Annotated in this window: 18 protein-coding genes; 6 read left to right on the top strand and 12 right to left on the bottom strand. The window is 46.5% G+C overall.

Going from position 1 to position 17,692, the window contains the following annotated elements:
* The first annotated feature begins 95 nt into the window (after positions 1-95).
* On the top strand, positions 96-473 hold the full coding sequence (locus tag V7728_RS16440) for a PH domain-containing protein (RefSeq protein WP_007610770.1): 378 nt from the start codon (positions 96-98) through the stop codon (positions 471-473).
* A gap of 37 nt (positions 474-510) precedes the next feature.
* On the opposite strand, the gene V7728_RS16435 is transcribed toward V7728_RS16440, so the two are convergent.
* The 3 genes from V7728_RS16435 to V7728_RS16425 form a co-directional block, all read right to left on the bottom strand.
* Positions 511-1,464, bottom strand: a complete 954-nt coding sequence (locus tag V7728_RS16435; protein WP_099566660.1) for an N-acetylmuramoyl-L-alanine amidase — start codon at positions 1,462-1,464, stop codon at positions 511-513.
* 142 nt (positions 1,465-1,606) lie between these two features.
* Positions 1,607-1,741 carry a PhrA family phosphatase inhibitor gene (locus V7728_RS16430; RefSeq protein WP_003154881.1) on the bottom strand — a complete coding sequence of 45 codons (135 nt, stop codon included), beginning with the start codon at positions 1,739-1,741 and terminating at the stop codon, positions 1,607-1,609.
* Complete coding sequence (locus tag V7728_RS16425; protein WP_087920760.1) at positions 1,731-2,867, bottom strand: Rap family tetratricopeptide repeat protein; 1,137 nt, start codon at positions 2,865-2,867, stop codon at positions 1,731-1,733. The genes V7728_RS16430 and V7728_RS16425 overlap by 11 nt, the downstream gene beginning before the upstream one ends.
* Positions 2,868-3,072: 205 nt before the next feature.
* Here V7728_RS16425 and V7728_RS16420 point away from each other — a divergent pair, with 205 nt between their 5' ends.
* Positions 3,073-3,540 (top strand): DinB family protein, encoded by a 468-nt coding sequence (locus V7728_RS16420; RefSeq protein WP_025284602.1) that lies wholly within the window; start codon positions 3,073-3,075, stop codon positions 3,538-3,540.
* Between the two features lie 144 nt (positions 3,541-3,684).
* Positions 3,685-4,449: a sulfite exporter TauE/SafE family protein gene (locus tag V7728_RS16415; RefSeq protein ID WP_085341915.1), complete on the top strand. Its 765-nt coding sequence runs from the start codon at positions 3,685-3,687 to the stop codon at positions 4,447-4,449.
* Between the two features lie 33 nt (positions 4,450-4,482).
* Here the strand turns inward: V7728_RS16415 and V7728_RS16410 are convergent, their stop codons facing one another.
* The 8 genes from V7728_RS16410 to V7728_RS16375 all read right to left on the bottom strand — a co-directional run bounded on the left by V7728_RS16410 (position 4,483) and on the right by V7728_RS16375 (position 14,081).
* On the bottom strand, positions 4,483-5,976 hold the full coding sequence (locus V7728_RS16410) for a UxaA family hydrolase (RefSeq protein WP_099566659.1): 1,494 nt from the start codon (positions 5,974-5,976) through the stop codon (positions 4,483-4,485).
* Positions 5,973-7,418 (bottom strand): tagaturonate reductase, encoded by a 1,446-nt coding sequence (locus V7728_RS16405; RefSeq protein ID WP_099566658.1) that lies wholly within the window; start codon positions 7,416-7,418, stop codon positions 5,973-5,975. The genes V7728_RS16410 and V7728_RS16405 overlap by 4 nt, the downstream gene beginning before the upstream one ends.
* A 74-nt stretch (positions 7,419-7,492) precedes the next feature.
* Positions 7,493-8,491 carry a LacI family DNA-binding transcriptional regulator gene (locus V7728_RS16400; protein WP_099566657.1) on the bottom strand — a complete coding sequence of 333 codons (999 nt, stop codon included), beginning with the start codon at positions 8,489-8,491 and terminating at the stop codon, positions 7,493-7,495.
* A gap of 77 nt (positions 8,492-8,568) precedes the next feature.
* Positions 8,569-9,954: an MFS transporter gene (locus tag V7728_RS16395; protein WP_099566656.1), complete on the bottom strand. Its 1,386-nt coding sequence runs from the start codon at positions 9,952-9,954 to the stop codon at positions 8,569-8,571.
* Between the two features lie 24 nt (positions 9,955-9,978).
* Positions 9,979-11,376 (bottom strand): glucuronate isomerase, encoded by a 1,398-nt coding sequence (uxaC, locus tag V7728_RS16390; RefSeq protein ID WP_099566655.1) that lies wholly within the window; start codon positions 11,374-11,376, stop codon positions 9,979-9,981.
* A 186-nt stretch (positions 11,377-11,562) separates the two neighbouring features.
* Positions 11,563-12,741, bottom strand: coding sequence for an NAD(P)/FAD-dependent oxidoreductase (locus tag V7728_RS16385; protein ID WP_012117352.1), 1,179 nt, complete (start codon positions 12,739-12,741; stop codon positions 11,563-11,565).
* 39 nt (positions 12,742-12,780) lie between these two features.
* A complete protein-coding gene (locus V7728_RS16380) occupies positions 12,781-13,197 on the bottom strand; it encodes a DUF1641 domain-containing protein (RefSeq protein WP_003154908.1) in 417 nt (138 codons plus the stop codon).
* Between the two features lie 386 nt (positions 13,198-13,583).
* Positions 13,584-14,081, bottom strand: coding sequence for a cupin domain-containing protein (locus V7728_RS16375; protein WP_025284592.1), 498 nt, complete (start codon positions 14,079-14,081; stop codon positions 13,584-13,586).
* 129 nt (positions 14,082-14,210) lie between these two features.
* Between V7728_RS16375 and V7728_RS16370 the strand changes: the two genes are divergently transcribed.
* From V7728_RS16370 to V7728_RS16360, 3 genes are read left to right on the top strand one after another with little or no spacing between them, the layout of a single operon-like run.
* A complete protein-coding gene (locus tag V7728_RS16370) occupies positions 14,211-15,194 on the top strand; it encodes a DMT family transporter (protein WP_032871245.1) in 984 nt (327 codons plus the stop codon).
* A 26-nt stretch (positions 15,195-15,220) separates the two neighbouring features.
* On the top strand, positions 15,221-15,958 hold the full coding sequence (locus V7728_RS16365; protein ID WP_025284590.1) for an ABC transporter ATP-binding protein: 738 nt from the start codon (positions 15,221-15,223) through the stop codon (positions 15,956-15,958).
* Between the two features lies 1 nt (position 15,959).
* Positions 15,960-16,721, top strand: a complete 762-nt coding sequence (locus tag V7728_RS16360) for an ABC transporter permease (protein WP_076423939.1) — start codon at positions 15,960-15,962, stop codon at positions 16,719-16,721.
* A 25-nt stretch (positions 16,722-16,746) separates the two neighbouring features.
* On the opposite strand, the gene V7728_RS16355 is transcribed toward V7728_RS16360, so the two are convergent.
* Positions 16,747-17,565: a uroporphyrinogen-III synthase gene (locus V7728_RS16355; protein ID WP_032871243.1), complete on the bottom strand. Its 819-nt coding sequence runs from the start codon at positions 17,563-17,565 to the stop codon at positions 16,747-16,749.
* Between the last annotated feature and the right edge of the window lie 127 nt (positions 17,566-17,692).

The raw sequence follows: 17,692 nt of genomic DNA, 5'->3' as shown, positions 1-17,692 counted from the left end.
CTTTTCCAGTCAGCACCAGTTTACTCTACTCACCTGGGAATGGAAACCTTTTTATAGTATGATTTGATAGAATACGTATCAGGGGGGGATATATCATGGGGTTCATCAATGGATTGCTGGGCAATGCGTCGACAATATCGACGGCTGAAGCAAAAGCAGAACTGGCTCGTATTCTGCTGGAAGGTGAGAATGTCAACGCCGCATTTAAGCTTGTCCGAGATATCATTGTCTTTACGGATAAGCGTCTTATTCTTGTTGATAAACAGGGACTCACAGGGAAGAAAACGGAGATTCAATCCATTCCGTACAAGAGCATTTCCAGATTCAGCGTAGAAACTGCCGGCCGCTTTGACCTTGATTCAGAGCTGAAAATTTGGATTTCAGGCGCGGAGCTTCCCGCTGTCTCAAAGCAGTTTAAAAAAGATGAAAGCATTTATGATATTCAAAAGGCCCTTGCAGCAGTTTGTATGTAAGAAGAAACGGAAGCCCGGGGGGCTTCCGTTTTATTGATTACAGTTTTTCTTCAATTTTCGCCTTCGTTTTCGGGCCGTAAATTCCGTCTGCCGTTAATCCGCTGACGGATTGAAAACGTTTTACGGCATTTGCCGTTTTCGGACCGTAAACGCCGTCCGCCCCATGATTTTTTGCTCCTTTATCGGGATAAAAATAAAGAGCGGATAAAGCGTTTTGCACTTGTTTTACGTTTGTCCCTTTCGTCAGCGGTTTCGTCACTTTGATCACACCGGATGGAAGCGGATAGGAAGACACAGCCTGACTTTTTGAAGAAGAACCCGTCTGAGCGAGCTTGATCACTTGTCCGACTGTAATGTGATTCGGATCGGTGATATGGTTGATGCTTTGCAGCGATTTTACGCTGACACCGTGCGATGCGGCGATTTCCGATAAGGTGTCGCCTTTTTTCACATGGTAATCAGACGCGGAAGAAGCAATAGAGGCTTTTTTCGCCGGCATACTCCCGCTTAATTTTTTTTCAATCTTCGCCTTCACTTCATCCCAGCGGCCTTCAGACAAAATGCGGTGCGGGCAGTACTTTCCGTTCCAGTCCTGATGCTTTCTGATTCTGTCAATCCCCCAGCCCCGTTCTTTCAAAAGCTGCGCCGCGAACGCAATCGCCAGTTCTTCTGCGGCTCTGTACCGTTCGCCGCCTGACTTGCTGTAACAGATTTCTATAGCAATCGACTTTCGGTTTCCGGTACCGTTCGTGCCGTCTCCCGAATGCCAGGCATTCCGGTCCAACGGAATTCCCTGGATCACTTCTTTGTCATCAACCGCAAAATGATAGCTCGTTGATTCGCTGTTTCCCGTCATATAGCTGATTTCATTAGCGGCGGATGCGTCGTTTGCCGTGTTATGAATGGTAATATACTCCGGCGTCATCGGATTCGGACATTTTAACGCATATTTATCAGCCGATACGAGCCGTTTTTTCACTTCAATCCCCACTCTTCATCTCTCCTTATGCCTTTTTCATCAATAGGTGGCATTCGTAGGACAGATAACTTGAGCATATAGACCCTGCATTCGGATAAAAATGGAATGGATACGCACGCAAAAAATAAGACCCTTCCACAGAAGGGTCTTTATGTTATGTTTGGTTGCGCGCGGCAATATGGAATGTGCCGTCCGCTTGGTTTTCCAAATGGCTTTCATGGCCGATCACCTGTGTAAAGCTGAACCCGACAGCAACAAGCAGCAATCCTGACAACAGTTTAGATTTCATATAGACAATCTCCTCTCTGGATTTGTTTTTGGGCGTGCACCATTTTTTCATAAAACGTGAGCGCTTTTTCAGGCTGTCCGTGTTTCATGTAAAATTTGGCAGCGTCATGCGCCAATTCTTCCACATACGGATACAGCATGTGTTCTTCCAGAAAATCAAACGTGTGCCTGACGGATGCGTTATCCATTTCCTTGCCGTATAACGCATGTAAAAATTGGAACAGATTCACAAACAATTCATCATTGTATTCGCGGGCGATACTGAGCCCGAGGCGGTATTGCTTCTCTGCTTCGGCTGTAGTGTTCTGTTTATAAAGAACCTGTGTTAATGAGTAAATAGAATGCGGAAGATTATCGAACTTTTCTGACCTGCAAATGGAAACGGATGTCTCAAAATATTCGGCTGCTTTAGAGAGGTCTCCCATTTTTTCGTAACAGTTTCCGAGATTATATAAGGCTGAACTGATAAGACGGGGATTGCCTTCTTGTTTTGCAAGATCTAAAGCAAGTTCTAAGTGGGGCAATGCTCTTTCTGGATACTGCATGTCATCATAATTCCCTGCAATAACGAATTCACATTGGATTCTGCGGACGTTGTACGTCTCATACGATTGGTACGTTTCAAGGGCTTGAACGGCATAACTCATGGAGACGTAGGTTTGTTTCAGGTTGTAAAATATCTCGGCCATTTTAAAAGCAAACTCAGCTTTCTCGATGTCATCAGAAACGAGTGCAAGGTTTTTTTCAGCCCGTTTGTAATACATCATGGCGTTTAGGAACATTTTCTGTTTAAATTCGTACATTCCTCGAAAAAAATTAAAGTAGTAATCAAGCAGTCCTGTCAGTTTATACTGGTTGCCTTCAATGTCTTCCAATAATTCTGAAAACTCAGGCTGAGAAGGGTCCTCTTTTAAGGGCTTGATGTAATCCAGCATGACACGGTGTCTGAATTCCATTAATGAATAATACAGCAGCAGATCCTGATCTTCTTCCATATCCTCGATCTCTCTCTCTACTTCACGTTTGACGCGCTCCGCCTCAAGGACGTGAAACTGCCGGATATGGGTATACCATTCATTAATTTTGAGCCCGACAAAAGAGGACGGAATAGTCTGCTTCATCCTCAATAAATCCCCCCTTTTGGAATGACCGAGATATGTCATATTTTATCATATTTGCTAGAAAAAGAAGAACGCAAAAAGACCGCAATTGTCGAATTTCGGATATCCGCAACGATTTATCTCCGTCACAAGCTTATTGCTTGTTTCTTCCGTGCCGTTGATATAGCATATCCTTGCAGCTTTTTATTCTGTATTAAATGGGGGTTTTCACATGACAGCACAAAATCAATTGGTCAGCCACTTTCTGTCACATCGAAACGTGACGATTGAGCTGGCGGAAAAAATCAGCCGCGAACATTACGATTACAAGCCGGCAGAGACATCAATGTCCGCTCAGGAACTTGTAAAACACATGGTTTATTCTTTTCTTATGTTTGCAAACGTCATTAACGACGGAAACGCATCAGCCATCCAGAACAAACCGAAAGAAGAAGCAGAAACAGACCTCGTCAAACTGGCTGAAACGTGTACTGAAAAAACGACAGACATCCTGTCACAGCTGACAGAAGAGCAGCTGAACCGCGAAATTGACCTGACCGCCTCTTTCGGCAGAAAAGTGACCGGCGCGGCTCTCCTTCAGCTTGCCATGGAGCATGAAATTCATCATAAAGGCAATCTTTTCGTGTATGTCAGAGAAATGGGCCACACGGAACTTCCGTTTTATCAGCAAAAATCATAATCCGGCCATCCGCCGGTCTGCGACATAACAGCAGGCTGGCGGATTTTTTGTTCTGTATAAAATTTTCCGAAAATTTAATTGATTACCGCCTCTTAATCATATATAATCTGATAAAAATAGTAGGATTATTCAGGAGGCACACAGATGACAGTAAGCATTGTGTTTATGGGTTTCTTTGTCGGAACGCTTGTTGGATTGACGGGTGTGGGAGGAGCAGCGCTTTTGACTCCTTTACTGATCGTTTTGGGGATCAACCCCTCAATCGCCGTCGGCACTGACCTTTTATATAACTCCATCACCAAACTGTTCGGTGTCGTTTCTCATTGGAAGCAGCGCACCGTTCAATTTAAACTTGTCGGTTACTTGGCGCTCGGAAGCATTCCCAGCGCAACAGCCGCCATCGGTGTTCTTCACGTGTTTCCCGCTTTTCACCAGCATCAGGAGCAGATTATCAAACAGGCGCTCGGCTACGTACTGACCCTTGTCGCCATTTCCATTATCGCCCGCCTTTTTTTCGATAAAAGACTGCGGCCGAACCGCTGGCAGCAAAAAACGCTTGAAGAAAAGCGGACACTCATGATACTGATCGGCGTCATTTTCGGTTTCATCGTCGGCCTGACATCTATTGGATCCGGCTCATTATTTGCGATCGCCATGTTATACCTGTTCAGAATGAAAACGGCAGAAGTGGTGGGAACGGATATCGCACATGCCTTTCTGCTCGTAACTGCTGCCGGTTTGTTAAACGCAAGCTTTGGAAGCGTCGATTACCTGCTTGTATTGAATCTGTTGATCGGCTCTGTGCCGGGTGTGCTTCTCGGCAGCTTCTTTTCGCCGAAATTCTCACCGCGCCCCCTGCAGTTTGTGATGGCGGCGATTATTTTAATCAGCGGAATAAAACTAATATAAAAAAGGCGGTCTGTTGTCAGATCGCCTTTTCCCTTATAACGTCACACCGGACTTAAAGATTGCAAGCTCCCGAAAATCGTTTTTTTCGTTATTGACGAATTCTCCGCTTGCAACTTTAATAATGTATTGAATAAAATCTCTTACAATGTGATCTTCTGTTGTTTGGTCTTCCGCCAATCTGCCCGCGTTGTAATCAATCCAATGAGGCTTTGATTGAAATAAATCGGTATTTGTTGATACTTTCACAGTCGGGACAAATGTGCCGAACGGCGTGCCTCTTCCGGTTGTAAACAAAACGATGTGACAGCCCGCCGCGGCGAGCGCTGAAGAAGCGATTAAATCATTGCCGGGCGCACTGAGCAGTGTCAATCCCTTTGTTTTCAGTGTTTCACCGTATGTCAGCACATCAGAAACCGGTGCAAGACCGGCTTTTTGGGTGCAGCCGAGCGACTTGTCTTCGAGCGTTGAAATGCCGCCTTCCTTATTCCCTGGTGACGGGTTTTCATAAATCGGCTGCTCATGCTTCATAAAATATTGCTTGAAATCATTGATCAATCGGACTGTTTTATGAAACACTTCTTCACTCGCCGCACGCTGCATGAGAATCGTCTCAGCGCCGAACATCTCAGGCACCTCCGTTAAGACCGTGCTCCCTCCCTGTGCAATCAAGTAATCTGAAAATCTCCCTAATAAAGGGTTTGCGGTGATGCCGGAAAAACCGTCCGACCCGCCGCATTTCAATCCGATGCTCAATTCTGACAGCGGAATCTCCTCACGTTTATCTCCCTTTGCCGCAAGGTGTATCTCTTTAAGAAGCGCAGTACCCGCTTCAATTTCATCTGTGACAGCTTGTGATTCGAGAAATTTCACCCGATCTCCATTCACTTCAGAAAGCGTTTCCTTAATCGCCGCAAGCTCATTATTTTCACAGCCGAGCCCTAAAACCAGTACACCGCCAGCATTTGGATGACGGATGGCGTTCATCAGCATTTGTTTCGTATTCTCATGATCATCGCCAAGCTGGGAGCAGCCGTATTGGTGCTTTAAAACCAGCACATTGTCAAAGGGCGCAATGTCTTTCGCCTCTTTTACGAAGCGCTGCAGGATTTTCTCAGCGACGCCGTTTACGCAGCCGACTGTAGGCACGATCCACAGTTCATTCCGGACGCCGGATGTACCATTTTCTCTTCTGTAGCCTTTAAATGTCCGGTTCTCATTTGTAAAAGGATTGTCCTCGAAGCGCGGTGAATACGTGTATTCTTGCACATCGGATAAATTTGTTTGCAGATTATGGGTATGAATATGCTCGCCGGCCGAAATCCGCCTTGTCGCACGCCCGATTGAAAAACCGTATTTAATGATGCTGCCGTTTTCTTCAATGGTTTGCAGCGCGATTTTATGCCCCCGCTTTACAGGGTCCTTCACTTCAATCGTCAGTCCGTCTGTATGCAGCCGCTCCCCTTTGTTAAAATGGCGCATGGCGAGAAGCACGTTATCGTTTTTATGGATTTTTATGACCTCTTTCATTTCACTTCCCCCTTTTTTCCGCAGCATTCATGTAACGCATGCTTCATACCCCGCTTATGAATGACAGACAGAAAAAAAGCCGTTCGTTCAGTAAGCCCCGGAAGATGATTCAGATTCTCCCCCCACAATCGCTCTTCTCCTAATATGGCAGATGCCGCTTGAAACATATCATCTTTGCAACGGGACCGCGCCATTTGAAAACGGTTAAGAACCTCCTCGCCGTCTGCCGGTTTGTTCGGTCCGTTCCAGTATGAATAGATCATGGCGCTGAACGAAAATACCAGCTTCTCAGGTAGCCGGCCCTCCTGTTCGATATAAGCCTTCAGCGTCGGCAGGTTTCTTGTTTTGAATTTCGCGGCGGCGTTAAGGGTAATGCTTTGCAGATAATGGTGGATATAAGGGTTTTTAAACCGCTGTAACACATCTGCCGCGTATTGGATGACACCCTCCATTTGCAGCACAGGGAGGATTTCTTCATTGATCAGCTCTTCAATGAATCTGCCCGTCACCTCGTGCTCAGCCGCTTCCCGGACGGTTTGCAGTCCGTATAGTAAAGCCACTGGCGCCAATGCCGTGTGAGCGCCGTTTAAGATTCTCACCTTTTTTGTCCTGTAAGACGTAAGGTCAGACGTGATCAGTGCGTTCAGCCCGGCCTCAGCAAAAGGAAGCTCATTCTGAAGCTGTTCCGGCCCTTCTATCACCCACAAATAATAATGCTCACCAACCACAAGCAGACGGTCTTCGTATCCGAGAAAATCGGTAAGTTCTTCCGCGGTATCAACAGGAAATCCGGGAACAATCCGATCCACGAGGGTATTGCAGAAGATGTTCGCGTCATGAATCCATTGAGTAAAACCAGGTTCCAGCTCCCACAGCCCGGCATATTGAAGCACGGCCGCCTTCAGTTTCCGTCCGTTTTCTTCGACCAGTTCACATGGAAGCATAATGCACCCTTTCTCGGCGTCACCCGCAAATGCCTTATAGCGGAAATAAAGGAACGCCGCTAATTTCCCGGGGAATGTTTTTTGAGGTCTATCCTCAAGCCGGTCGCCTTTCTCAAACGTAATTCCCGCTTCCGTCGTATTGGAAATGATAAAACGAAGCTCCTCTTGTGCTGCCAGCCGTTTAAAGGAATCATAGTCAGAAAAAAGATCAATGCCGCGGCTGATGGATTTGACGATCGTGTGTTCTTCAGCCGGTTTTCCATCCTTTATCCCCTGCAAAAAAAGCGTAAATAAACCGTCCTGTTCGTTTAAACGTTTGATTTTCTCAGAGCCTCTCGGCTGTACTGCGACCACGCTTCCGTTAAAATCCGTTAATTGATTCAATTGATCGATCTGCCAGTCTGCGAAGGCCCGCAAAAAGTTGCCTTCGCCGAACTGAAGGACTTTTTCAGGATATTGAATGTATTCGCCGCACATTTTTTTATTCAGCTGCCGCAAGCTGTCCGCCTCCTTCTGCTTTTTGCACACGTTAACATTTTTTCTCGCGAAAACCCGGTTATTCAGACGAGCCGTTATGTGAGTTTTTTGATTGAATCTCTTATCATCACCTCGGTGTTTTCATACATTTTTTCCGCCGCCGTATTCGGGTCGGCGATAAGCGCCAAAATCTTCTCTGCGCCGAGTATGCTGATTTTTTCAACCGGGCGTTTTACTGTTGAAAGCCTCGGCGTCATATATTGGGAAATCCCGATGTCATCAAACCCGATAACGGATATGTCTTCCGGAACGTTCAGGCCTTTGGCGAAAATGGCATTCATCGCCCCAATCGCCATATCATCATTTGAACAGAAAACAGCCGTGGGCGGTGATTGAAGCGCTAATAGTTCTTCCATCGCCTGACTGCCGCTTTCCATATCATAGCGGCCTTTTACACTGTATTCATGCTTAATCGGAATAGAATGATCAATTAAAGCCGTCAAATAGCCTTCTTTCCGCTGTGCTGTTGACCTGAATCCTTCCTTCCCCTCAATAATCGCGATATCTCTGTGTCCGTTTGCAATCAGGCAGTCGACCGCTTGTCTGGAACCTTCTTTATCGTTTGATAAAATATTGGTGATGCTCCGGTCGTCAATGTCCCGGTTTAGCACAACGAGCGGGATGTTTTTCTCGCGGATATGATAAATAAAGGAATTATCGCTGTCGCTTTGGCTCATTAAGATGATTCCGTCATACCTCATAGTCGTAATGGTTTCAAAGCTTTTCAGATCATCAATCGCGCGCACGAACAAATTGTATTCCTCACTGATTGTGCGGTTTACACCTTTGATGGTGTCGGAAAAAAAGCTGTGTGAGGTTCCGTTTGTGATGCTTGTAAAAAACAGTCCGATCGTATGGGACTTTTGCATAGCAAGACTTTTTGCATTTACATTCGGTGTGTAATTCAGCTGTGAAGCGAGCTCTAATATTTTCTGTTTTGTACGCTCTTTAATGTAGGGGCTGCCGTTAAGTGCCCGGGATACGGTTGTGTGGGATACGTTGGCGAGTTTTGCGATATCTTTTATGGTTACCATTCGGTTTTCCTTTCTTTCTGTATACTGTCATTTATTTCTATTGTACCATTAACGGGCAGTCCATAAAATCACTAAAGTTAAGGTTTTGCATGATGTAAGTCCTGAACGAGCTCGGCATGCTGCCGGTCCGTCAGCTTATACATCAAACCGATAATCAGCATGGCGCACGCTAAAGCGAAAGCCGGGTACAGCAGCAGAAGCGCTTTAATCCCGATCAGCGTGCCTTTTGTCTGAGATGCATTCGGGATATAGCCAATAACGCTCAGCCCGATGCCTGAAAGAAAACCTGATAAAGATTGGGCGAGTTTTCTGGAGAAGTTGAAAAGCGAATATGTCGTCGCCTCCTTCCGTTCACCCGTCTTCCATTCTCCGTAATCAATAATGTCCGACACGAGCGCCCACGTAATGCCGTTTGGTATGCTGATCCCGATAAAAGCAATGCTCGCTAACGCCGTAAAGATAAATACGTTTGACGGGAGACAGAAATTCAGCGCATCAGCCGCGGCGCTGACGGCGAAACCGATCATCACCGTTTGCTTTTTTCCGAAACGTTTGACGAGTTTCGGCATAAACAAAACACCTAAAAATGAAGAACCGATGATGATAAAACTCATGTAGGACATCAGCTCCGCATTGTTGAGATTGTACTGGGCGAAGTAAACAAGCATTGCGGATTTAATGTTGTATGCCGATATTGAGAAAATCGTCATGAAAACGACGGTCAGAAGCGGTTTGTTGCCGATAAAGCATTTGAAAACCGACATGACGGAAAGCTTTTCTTTCGGCGCTTCACGGACGATAATTCTTTCTTTGCAGTTTCGGTAGCAGATCATAAATCCCGCGATTCCGATTACGGCCATCATTCCCATGACTGCCGGGTAGCCGATGTGAACGTTATCAAAATGAACAAGAATCGGGATGACGATGACACTTGTAATGAGCAGCGCGCCGAGGGAGCCGATCTGGCGGAATGCGGAAAGCGCCGTTCTGTCCTCCGCATCCTGTGTAATGGCCGCGCCGAGGGAGCCGTACGGAATATTGACGAAAGAATAAGCGACCCCCCACAGCATGTAAGAAGCATAGGCGTACACAAGCTTCCAGGTGACGCTCACGTCCGGTGACACAAAAATCAATACGGTCATGACCGCAAGAATAATACTTCCGAATAATAAGTACGGCCTGAATTTCCCCCGGGGGCCGATCTTTTTTCTGTAGTCAATGGCCGAGCCGACAATCGGATCAGTCACAGCCGCAAACAGCTTGCTGACCAAAAAAATACTGCCGGCGAACGCTGCCGGAATGCCTGCGACATCTGTGAAAAACTTCAGCAAATAGATCTGCCCGAGATCAAACATAAATCCGTTCCCAAAATCTCCAAAACCATAGGATACTTTTTCTTTCAGACTCAGCTTATGCTCCTTCACTTTTGCGGCAGGTGCTGTCACGACAGGCACATTACTCATAGGCCACCTCTTTCATTCCATTTTTTAAAAGCGGAAATATTCCTCAGCATTCCGGTAACAAATACCCTCGACAATTTTTCCTAAAAGCTCCATATCGTAAGGCGCTTCGCCTTGTTCCGCCCAGCCGCCGATCAGCATGCAGACAAGCCGCCTGAAGTATTCATGGCGGGGATAGGACAGGAAACTTCTTGAATCCGTCAGCATCCCGATAAAACGGCTGAACAGGCCCATGTTTGATAACGCTTTCATTTGCTGGAGCATTCCATCTTTCGTGTCATTGAACCACCAGGCTGTGCCGAATTGAATTTTCCCCGGTGTTTTTCCATCCTGAAAGCTGTTGATCATGCTGGCGATAATATAGTTGTCATTCGGATTCAAAGAATACAAAATCGTTTTAGGCAATTGCCGCTTTTTTTCGGCGGAATCTAACAGCCGGGCAAGCGGTTTTGCGATACGTTCATCATTAATTGAGTCATATCCCGTATCAGGACCGAGGCTGCTGAACTTATTTGTATTGGTATTTCTTAACGCGTTTATATGGAACTGCATCGCCCAGTCCAGTTCGGCGTAAAGACCGCAAAGATATTGCAGCGTCCGTGTTCTGAATTTCTTTTCATCTTCAAAAGACACATGCTCTCCGCTTAATCCGGCTGCAAAAATCCGGGCCGCTTCCTCTTCGGTCGTCTCGGCATAAACCATTTGATCTAACGCATGATCCGACACTCTTCCCCCGGCATTGTGAAAAAAGCGGACGCGGGATTCTAACGCATCTAAATACGATTGGTAGGTGGTGACAGCCATTCCGGAAGCGCTCTCCAGCGAACGGACCCAATCGGCAAAACCCGGGCTGCTGATGTCCAGTCCTTTGTCAGGCCGAAATCCGGGCAGCACTTGAACCGGAAAATCACTTTCTTTCAACAGTTCGTGGTATGTCAGCGCATCGGCAGGATCGTCTGTTGTGCAAATGACTTTGACATTTGATTTCAGAATGAGATCCTTTGCGCCAAACCCGTCTCCCTGCAGGAGCTCATTCGTTTTTTTCCAAATTGCCGCGGCCGTTTTTTCATTCAATACGTCATAAATGCCGAACCAGCGCTGCAGCTCTAAATGCGTCCAGCTGTACAGCGGATTGCCTATCGCCATCGGCACCGTTTTTGCCCAGGCGAAAAACTTCTCTTCATCTGAAGCGTTTCCGGTAATGCAGCGCTCTTCAATGCCGTTGCCCCTCATGATCCGCCACTTGTAGTGGTCACCGTAAAGCCATGCCTCCGTAATCGTTGCGAAGGTTTTATTTTCATAGATTTCCTTTGGGCTTAAGTGACAGTGATAATCAATGATCGGCATGTTTTCGGCGTATTCCCGGTACAGCTTTACGGCCGTTGTACTATCCAGTAAAAAATCATCACCCATAAAAGCTTTCACACTTTCATCCTCCCTCTTAAAAAATGTTAACGTTAACAAAATGGTTCTTTTTTATTTTAGCTTCCTCTTTCTCACATATCAATCATTTTTATTTTATTTTTCAGAAAATTTCATCCGTTAACATTTTCATACAAAAAAAGACACTGCCGAGAAAGTCCGGCAATGTCTTCTGTGTGATCTTAAGGATTAGTAAGCGAGGCTGAATAATCCTTTGATATGTGTTAAATAACGTACGTTACTTGCTTCTTTCATTAAAGATGCCGGAAGACCTTTCAGCGGAGTAGAGTTCGCTCCGATGATGGCAACCGCGTCTTTACGTCCGAGGCTTGCAAGCGTACCAGAGTTTACAGGCTTGAATGTTTCAAGCGTTTTTCCTTCTAAGTAAGCGAACAGGTTGTAACCGACAAGTTCACCCATCTGCCAAGCGATTTGCGCTGTCGGCGGGTACGGACGGCCGTCCGGCGCAAAGTATACAGCGCTGTCTCCGACAACGAATACATCTTCATGAGAAGTAGATTGTAAGAAATCGTTAACCGTCGCACGGCCGCGGTTCACTTCAAGGCCGGATTCGCCGACTAACGGGTTGCCTTGTACGCCGCCTGTCCATACAAATGTGTTGGCAACGACTTTTGAACCGTCTTTCAGATCAATAACGTTTCCTTCAACATTTGTAACAGGAAGACCTGTTAAGAACTCAACGCCGCGTTTTTCAAGACTTTTTGTCGCGCGTTCGATAAGGTCATCAGGAAGAACAGGAAGAATTTTCGGACCTGCTTCTACTAATTTCAGTTTGATTGCTTTCGGATCTACGCCGTATTTTTTCGTAAGGTTCGGCATGATGTCAGCAAGCTCACCGACAAGCTCAACGCCTGTTAAGCCGCCGCCGCCGATAAGGATTGTTGCATCAGCTTCGTTTTTCGTTTTAGCGTATTCACGCACACGGTCTTCCACGTGTTTGTATACTTTGTTGGCATCAGCCGCAGATTTCAGCACCATGCTGTTTTCTTCGAGTCCAGGAATGCCGAAATAAGCCGTAACAGAACCAAGTCCGACAACAAGCGCGTCATAAGTCAGCTTAGAACCGTCAGAAAGGGCAACTTCTTTCTTATCAACTGAGAAAGAATTGACTTCTGCGATTTTAATGTCGACGTCTTTTCCTTTCAGAAGTTTTTCAAGCGGCATAGCAACAGCCTGTTCAGACACGTTGCCCGCTGCAAGGCGGTGCAGTTCCGTAATGATTTGGTGAGTCGGGTATTTGTTCACAACGGTTACGCGTGCTTCATCTTTACTGTAATGTTTGCGAACGGTTAAAGCAGAAAGAACTCCGCCGTAACCAGCGCCTAAAATGACAATATGTTTTGACATCGTATATCCTCCGTCCTTTATATCAATTTGAATCTGAGATTATTTTTGTTTTTCGTTCATGATTTCAAGATAGCTGTTAGCAAAACGGAACAGCTTTTGAGCTTGAGGATCTTTCAGCATGCGCAGCAGGCCGAAAAGTCCGATCGTTTCATTGCTTGCATCCGCGCGGTCTTTTGCTTCGATCGCAGTAGCCGCCACTTCTTTCGCTGTTTCTTTCACCGGCTCAAGAATTTCTGTAAGCGCACCCACTGTATCGCTCTTCAATACTTCGTCTGTCGCTACAGACTGTGCAAAATCATAAGACTTCGTTAAAATATTTACTAACTCAGTCAGTTTTGGAAGCTGATCCACTAAAACAGTCAGTGATTCTTGAACTTCAGGTTTTAGCAGCTGATCAATAAGATCGCGTTGGCCTTGGCTGACAGATGCATTTGTTTGATCGATTGTTTCTGGCATATCCGATTCTCCTTTACTATAAGCAGTATGCTGATTTTTTTGGAAAGGGTAGCCTTTCCCCCTTCATGCAGAAAAGCATGAAAAAGCAAGATTGTGAATTCATGCACAATCATTTACAAAAATAAATGTTTACTACCCAGTTTTTCACTTTGCCATATCCAGTATTATTTTTATATCAACAAAAACAATTGAATAAGTCAAAATTTCTTTTTCCTCTCTGAAAATAGCAAACATAAAAAACCCCAATTTGATTTACTCTTATATAATAACACTTTTTGAACAAAATTTGAACGTGAATTGTTTCGTTTATGAAATTATTTATATGGCGGGGGTGTAATAACGTTTCTTTTAGGCTATTTTTTTACAGACCATCCGCTTTTCCCCTGTCATTTTTCCCACAATTTTAATAGCGGGCCCGTTTTTCCCGTAAAGGGGTCGCATTCCGGGAGGGGGACACGGCTGATTTCTTCTGAAGTTCTATCATTTTTCTCCGTTTTTGTATCGTACTGCCGGCCGCCCGGATAAGCCCCGATCACGGTAAAATCAAAACTGCCCGACAGTTTTTTATGTCCGGTGCCGGCCGGAATGACCGCTGCGTCCCCCGTTTGAAGAACGGCATCCGCTCCTTGTTCCCCGCCGAACCTCAAAACCGCGTTTCCTTTTACCGCGACAAGAACTTCGTGCGTGGTGCTGTGAAAATGGTGATACGGAAATACTCCGCCCGTCCAGCTGTTCGACCAATCGTGCCGGCTGAGGACGGACTCTGCTTTCTGCACCGTTTCTTCATTAAATACCGCTTTATAAATAACAAGCGGAAGATTCGGGTTATTCGGAATGCGGCCGTCATCTTCAAAATAAAGCACTTGAATATCCTCTTTCTGCATTGTTTTCACCTCCGTATATGTCTGTTTCCCATTCATCATTTGTTAAAACGCTATTTTCTCATATTCCATTGCGAAGCCTGCCGGTGAATAGTATAGTATAAAAAAATATGTGTCAAAATGAGGGATTTAATGAAAGCCATCGTGATCGGAATATTGGCATCTCTGTTTTTTGCAGTCACATTTATTTTAAACAGGGCGATGGAGCTTTCCGGCGGAAGCTGGATGTGGAGCTCTTCCCTGCGTTTTCTTTTTATGGTTCCGTTTTTATTTTTGATCGTTTATGCGAAAGGAAAATGGGCGCCGCTCTGGCATGAAATCCGGAAAAAACCGTTTTTTTGGCTGAAGTGGAGTTTTACCGGGTTCGTGCTTTTTTATGCCCCGATTACGTTTGCGGCGGCATATGGGCCGGGCTGGCTGATCGCCGGCACGTGGCAGATTACAATTGTCGCGGGTGTGCTTCTGTCGCCGTTTTTCTACGAAACAAAACATTCACCGGCGGGCCCGGTTTCCGCCAGACAAAAGATCCCGCTGATTTCGCTGGTTACTTCCGTCATCATCCTGATCGGAGCCGGTCTGATTCAGCTTCAGCATGCGGGTTCTCTGTCCGGCCGCACGATACTATTCAGCGTGGTGCCGGTCGTCATCGCCGCTTTTGCCTATCCGCTCGGCAACCGCAAAATGCTGGAACAATACGGCGGAAAACTCGATACGTTTCAGCGGGTGCTCGGGATGACGCTCGCAAGCCTTCCGTTTTGGCTTTTGATCGCCGCTTTCGGCTGGCATAGAGACGGGCTTCCGTCAATGGGACAGTCATTCCAATCCTTTATCGTCGCACTCAGCTCTGGCGTTATCGCAACAGTATTATTTTTCCGCGCCACCGATATGGTGAGGAATGAGCCGCAGAAGCTCGCTGCTGTTGAAGCGACGCAGTCCGGAGAGGTTCTTTTTGCACTGATCGGCGAAATCGTCTTTTTATCCGCGGCGTTTCCGTCACTTCTTTCATTTGCCGGACTGTTCATTATTATTGCGGGAATGGTCATGCATACATTCGCTTCCCGGCAGACAGACCAGAAAACGGCTGAGCAAACGTCAGCCAATCTCACCGGTTCCTGATTTTTTTACGAAAGGTGTCCTCCTGTATGAAAGAAGAAATTCCGGCAATATCTTTTCTGTCAGCCGGCAAACGCTTTGAACAAAACAATACGTCCTTTGATGTCCTAAGCCGTGTAACCGGACATATTCAAAAAGGTTCTATCACGGCGTTGATAGGCCCTTCCGGCGCGGGAAAAAGCACATTGCTGTCACTGTGCAATCTGATGAATACACCTGATGAAGGGGAAGTGCTTGTATTCGGAAAAGAAATAAGACACTGGGACATCAGAGAGCTCAGAAAAACCGCGGGCCTTGCATTTCAATCAGCTCCCGTCCTCGAGGGAACGGTGCGGGACAACCTTCTGCTCGCAGAAAAACTCCACGGGGCACAGCACTATACGCCTGAAGAGCTCGCAGATTTTACAGACCTTCCGCGCGTGCTTCTGGATCGGAATGCAAAAGAATTATCCGGAGGCCAGCGGCAGAAGCTCTCATTAGCGCGAACCCTCGCCGGACTGCCGTCCATCCTGCTGCTGGATGAAATCACCTCGGCGCTGGACCCGTCATCCGTTCTCATCATTGAGAAACTGATTACGAAACTCCATCGGCAAAAACAGCTGACGGTCCTGTGGATCACCCATAACCTTGAACAAGCGGAACGGTTATCCGATACGGTATGGTTTATGGCTGAGGGTCGGCTTTTAGAGACCGCGGAAACGAAAACGTTCTTTAAGGAACCGAAACACGAAAAGGCCCGGGCGCTTTTACAAGGGAGCGGGTGCTGATATGAATGATCTTTCTCTGTTATTGACAAGTATATTTGTCATTATCGCTTTATTCCTGTCTAAATCTTTTAAAGCCGGCGTCGAAAAGGATATGATCGTCGCAACCGTCAGGGCCGTCATTCAGCTTCTCATCATCGGCTATGTGCTGTCATTGATTTTTCGCGGTGATCACCCGATATTTATCATATTAATGGTGCTTCTCATGCTCACGGCCGCTTCGCACAATGTCTCCAAACGGAAAAAAATGCGGATCGGCTCATTTTGGCGCGTTTTTCTGACACTGGCGATCGCGGAAACCGTGACGCAGGGACTTTTACTGACCCTTCACATCATTCCGTTCACTTCAAGATATGTCATTCCGATAAGCGGCATGGTCATCGGAAACGCCATGGTGCTCTCAAGCCTGTTTTTATGCAGGCTCAGTTCGGAAGCAGACCTGCGGAAAGAAGAAATCCAGCTGATTCTCTCTCTCGGAGGAACGCCTAAGCAGGCCGTCCGGCAGATATTGACGTCCAGTATGAAGCTCAGTATGATCCCGACGCTTGAAAGCCAGAAAACATTGGGTCTCGTTCAGCTTCCCGGCATGATGACGGGGCAGATTTTAGCGGGGGCTGATCCGATACAGGCGGTGCGCTTTCAGCTGCTGATCGTTTTTACAACGATGGCCTCCGCTCTTCTTACATGTATCATACTCAGCGCCTTGACATATCCTTCCCTTTTCACGGAACACTGGCAATTAAAAAAATTCAGCAGGGAAGCGTAGGCTTTTTTCCCTGCTGAATGATGGTTTATGACAAGGTCAGAGATTCATAGTAACGGGATAATTCAATAATCATCGCTCCCATCCGCTCAATGTCCGGAGCAAGGACCCTCTTTACCCCTTCATCCCGGATCGCTTCAGCCGTCACTTTGCCGACTGCGGCGGCAAGCACTTGTTTTTCGAATGCCTGCTGCAATTCTTTTGTGGATCCTTTTTCTTTTGCATAATCAAAGAGAGAGCGCACTTGAATGGCTGTTGTAAAACATACGGCATCGACCTCTCCGTTTAACAGCTCTCCCAGCAGTTTATCAACCGTCTCCCTTTCAGGCGGAATATGCTGATACGGCAGAACAGGGAATACCTCCGCTCCGTTTTTCTCAAGGAACTCCGTTAAGACCGGCGCTTTTTCGCCATGAAGCTGTATCATGACTTTTTTATCTTTAAAGTCAAATCGTTCCAAGGAGCGGATCAGCCCTCTTGTTGTACCGTCTTCATCTGAGGCATGCGGCGTGATGCCGAGCTTTTTTAAGGCCGCATATGTTTTATAGCCTCTGCAGCCGATTTTCGCTTCATGAACGGCCGCTAAAAATTCTTCTTTCAGACCGATTTTTTCCGATACCGACAATAACGTTTCCGTACCGATGCCTGTGGTGAATATTACCCAGTCGGCTTTTTGCCCGGCAAATGTTCTTACGTCGGGTTCAATTTGATCCTCCGCCAGGTATACGGTTCCTTGGAGGGAACGGACGACCGCCGTTCCGCCCTGCTTTTCTATTAATCTTGTGATCTCTTCTGTTTTCCGCGAACCGCCGATGGCAATCCGTTTCCCGTTCAATCCTTTTCCCATCGCTGTTTTCTTCTTCCCTTCAGATGCCGGGCGCCCTATGGCAGGCCGTCATTTATTTCTATTATTGTTACGCAATCAGCCGGGAAAATCAAGCTATGCTCCCGTTGAATCCCCCGTGCAGTTGCTG

The organism is Bacillus sp. JHAA, from assembly GCF_036961585.1.
Classification (GTDB): Bacteria; Bacillota; Bacilli; order Bacillales; family Bacillaceae; genus Bacillus; species Bacillus velezensis.
Note: the sequence above shows the minus strand (reverse complement) of the source record. Positions and strands in the feature narration are given on the sequence as shown.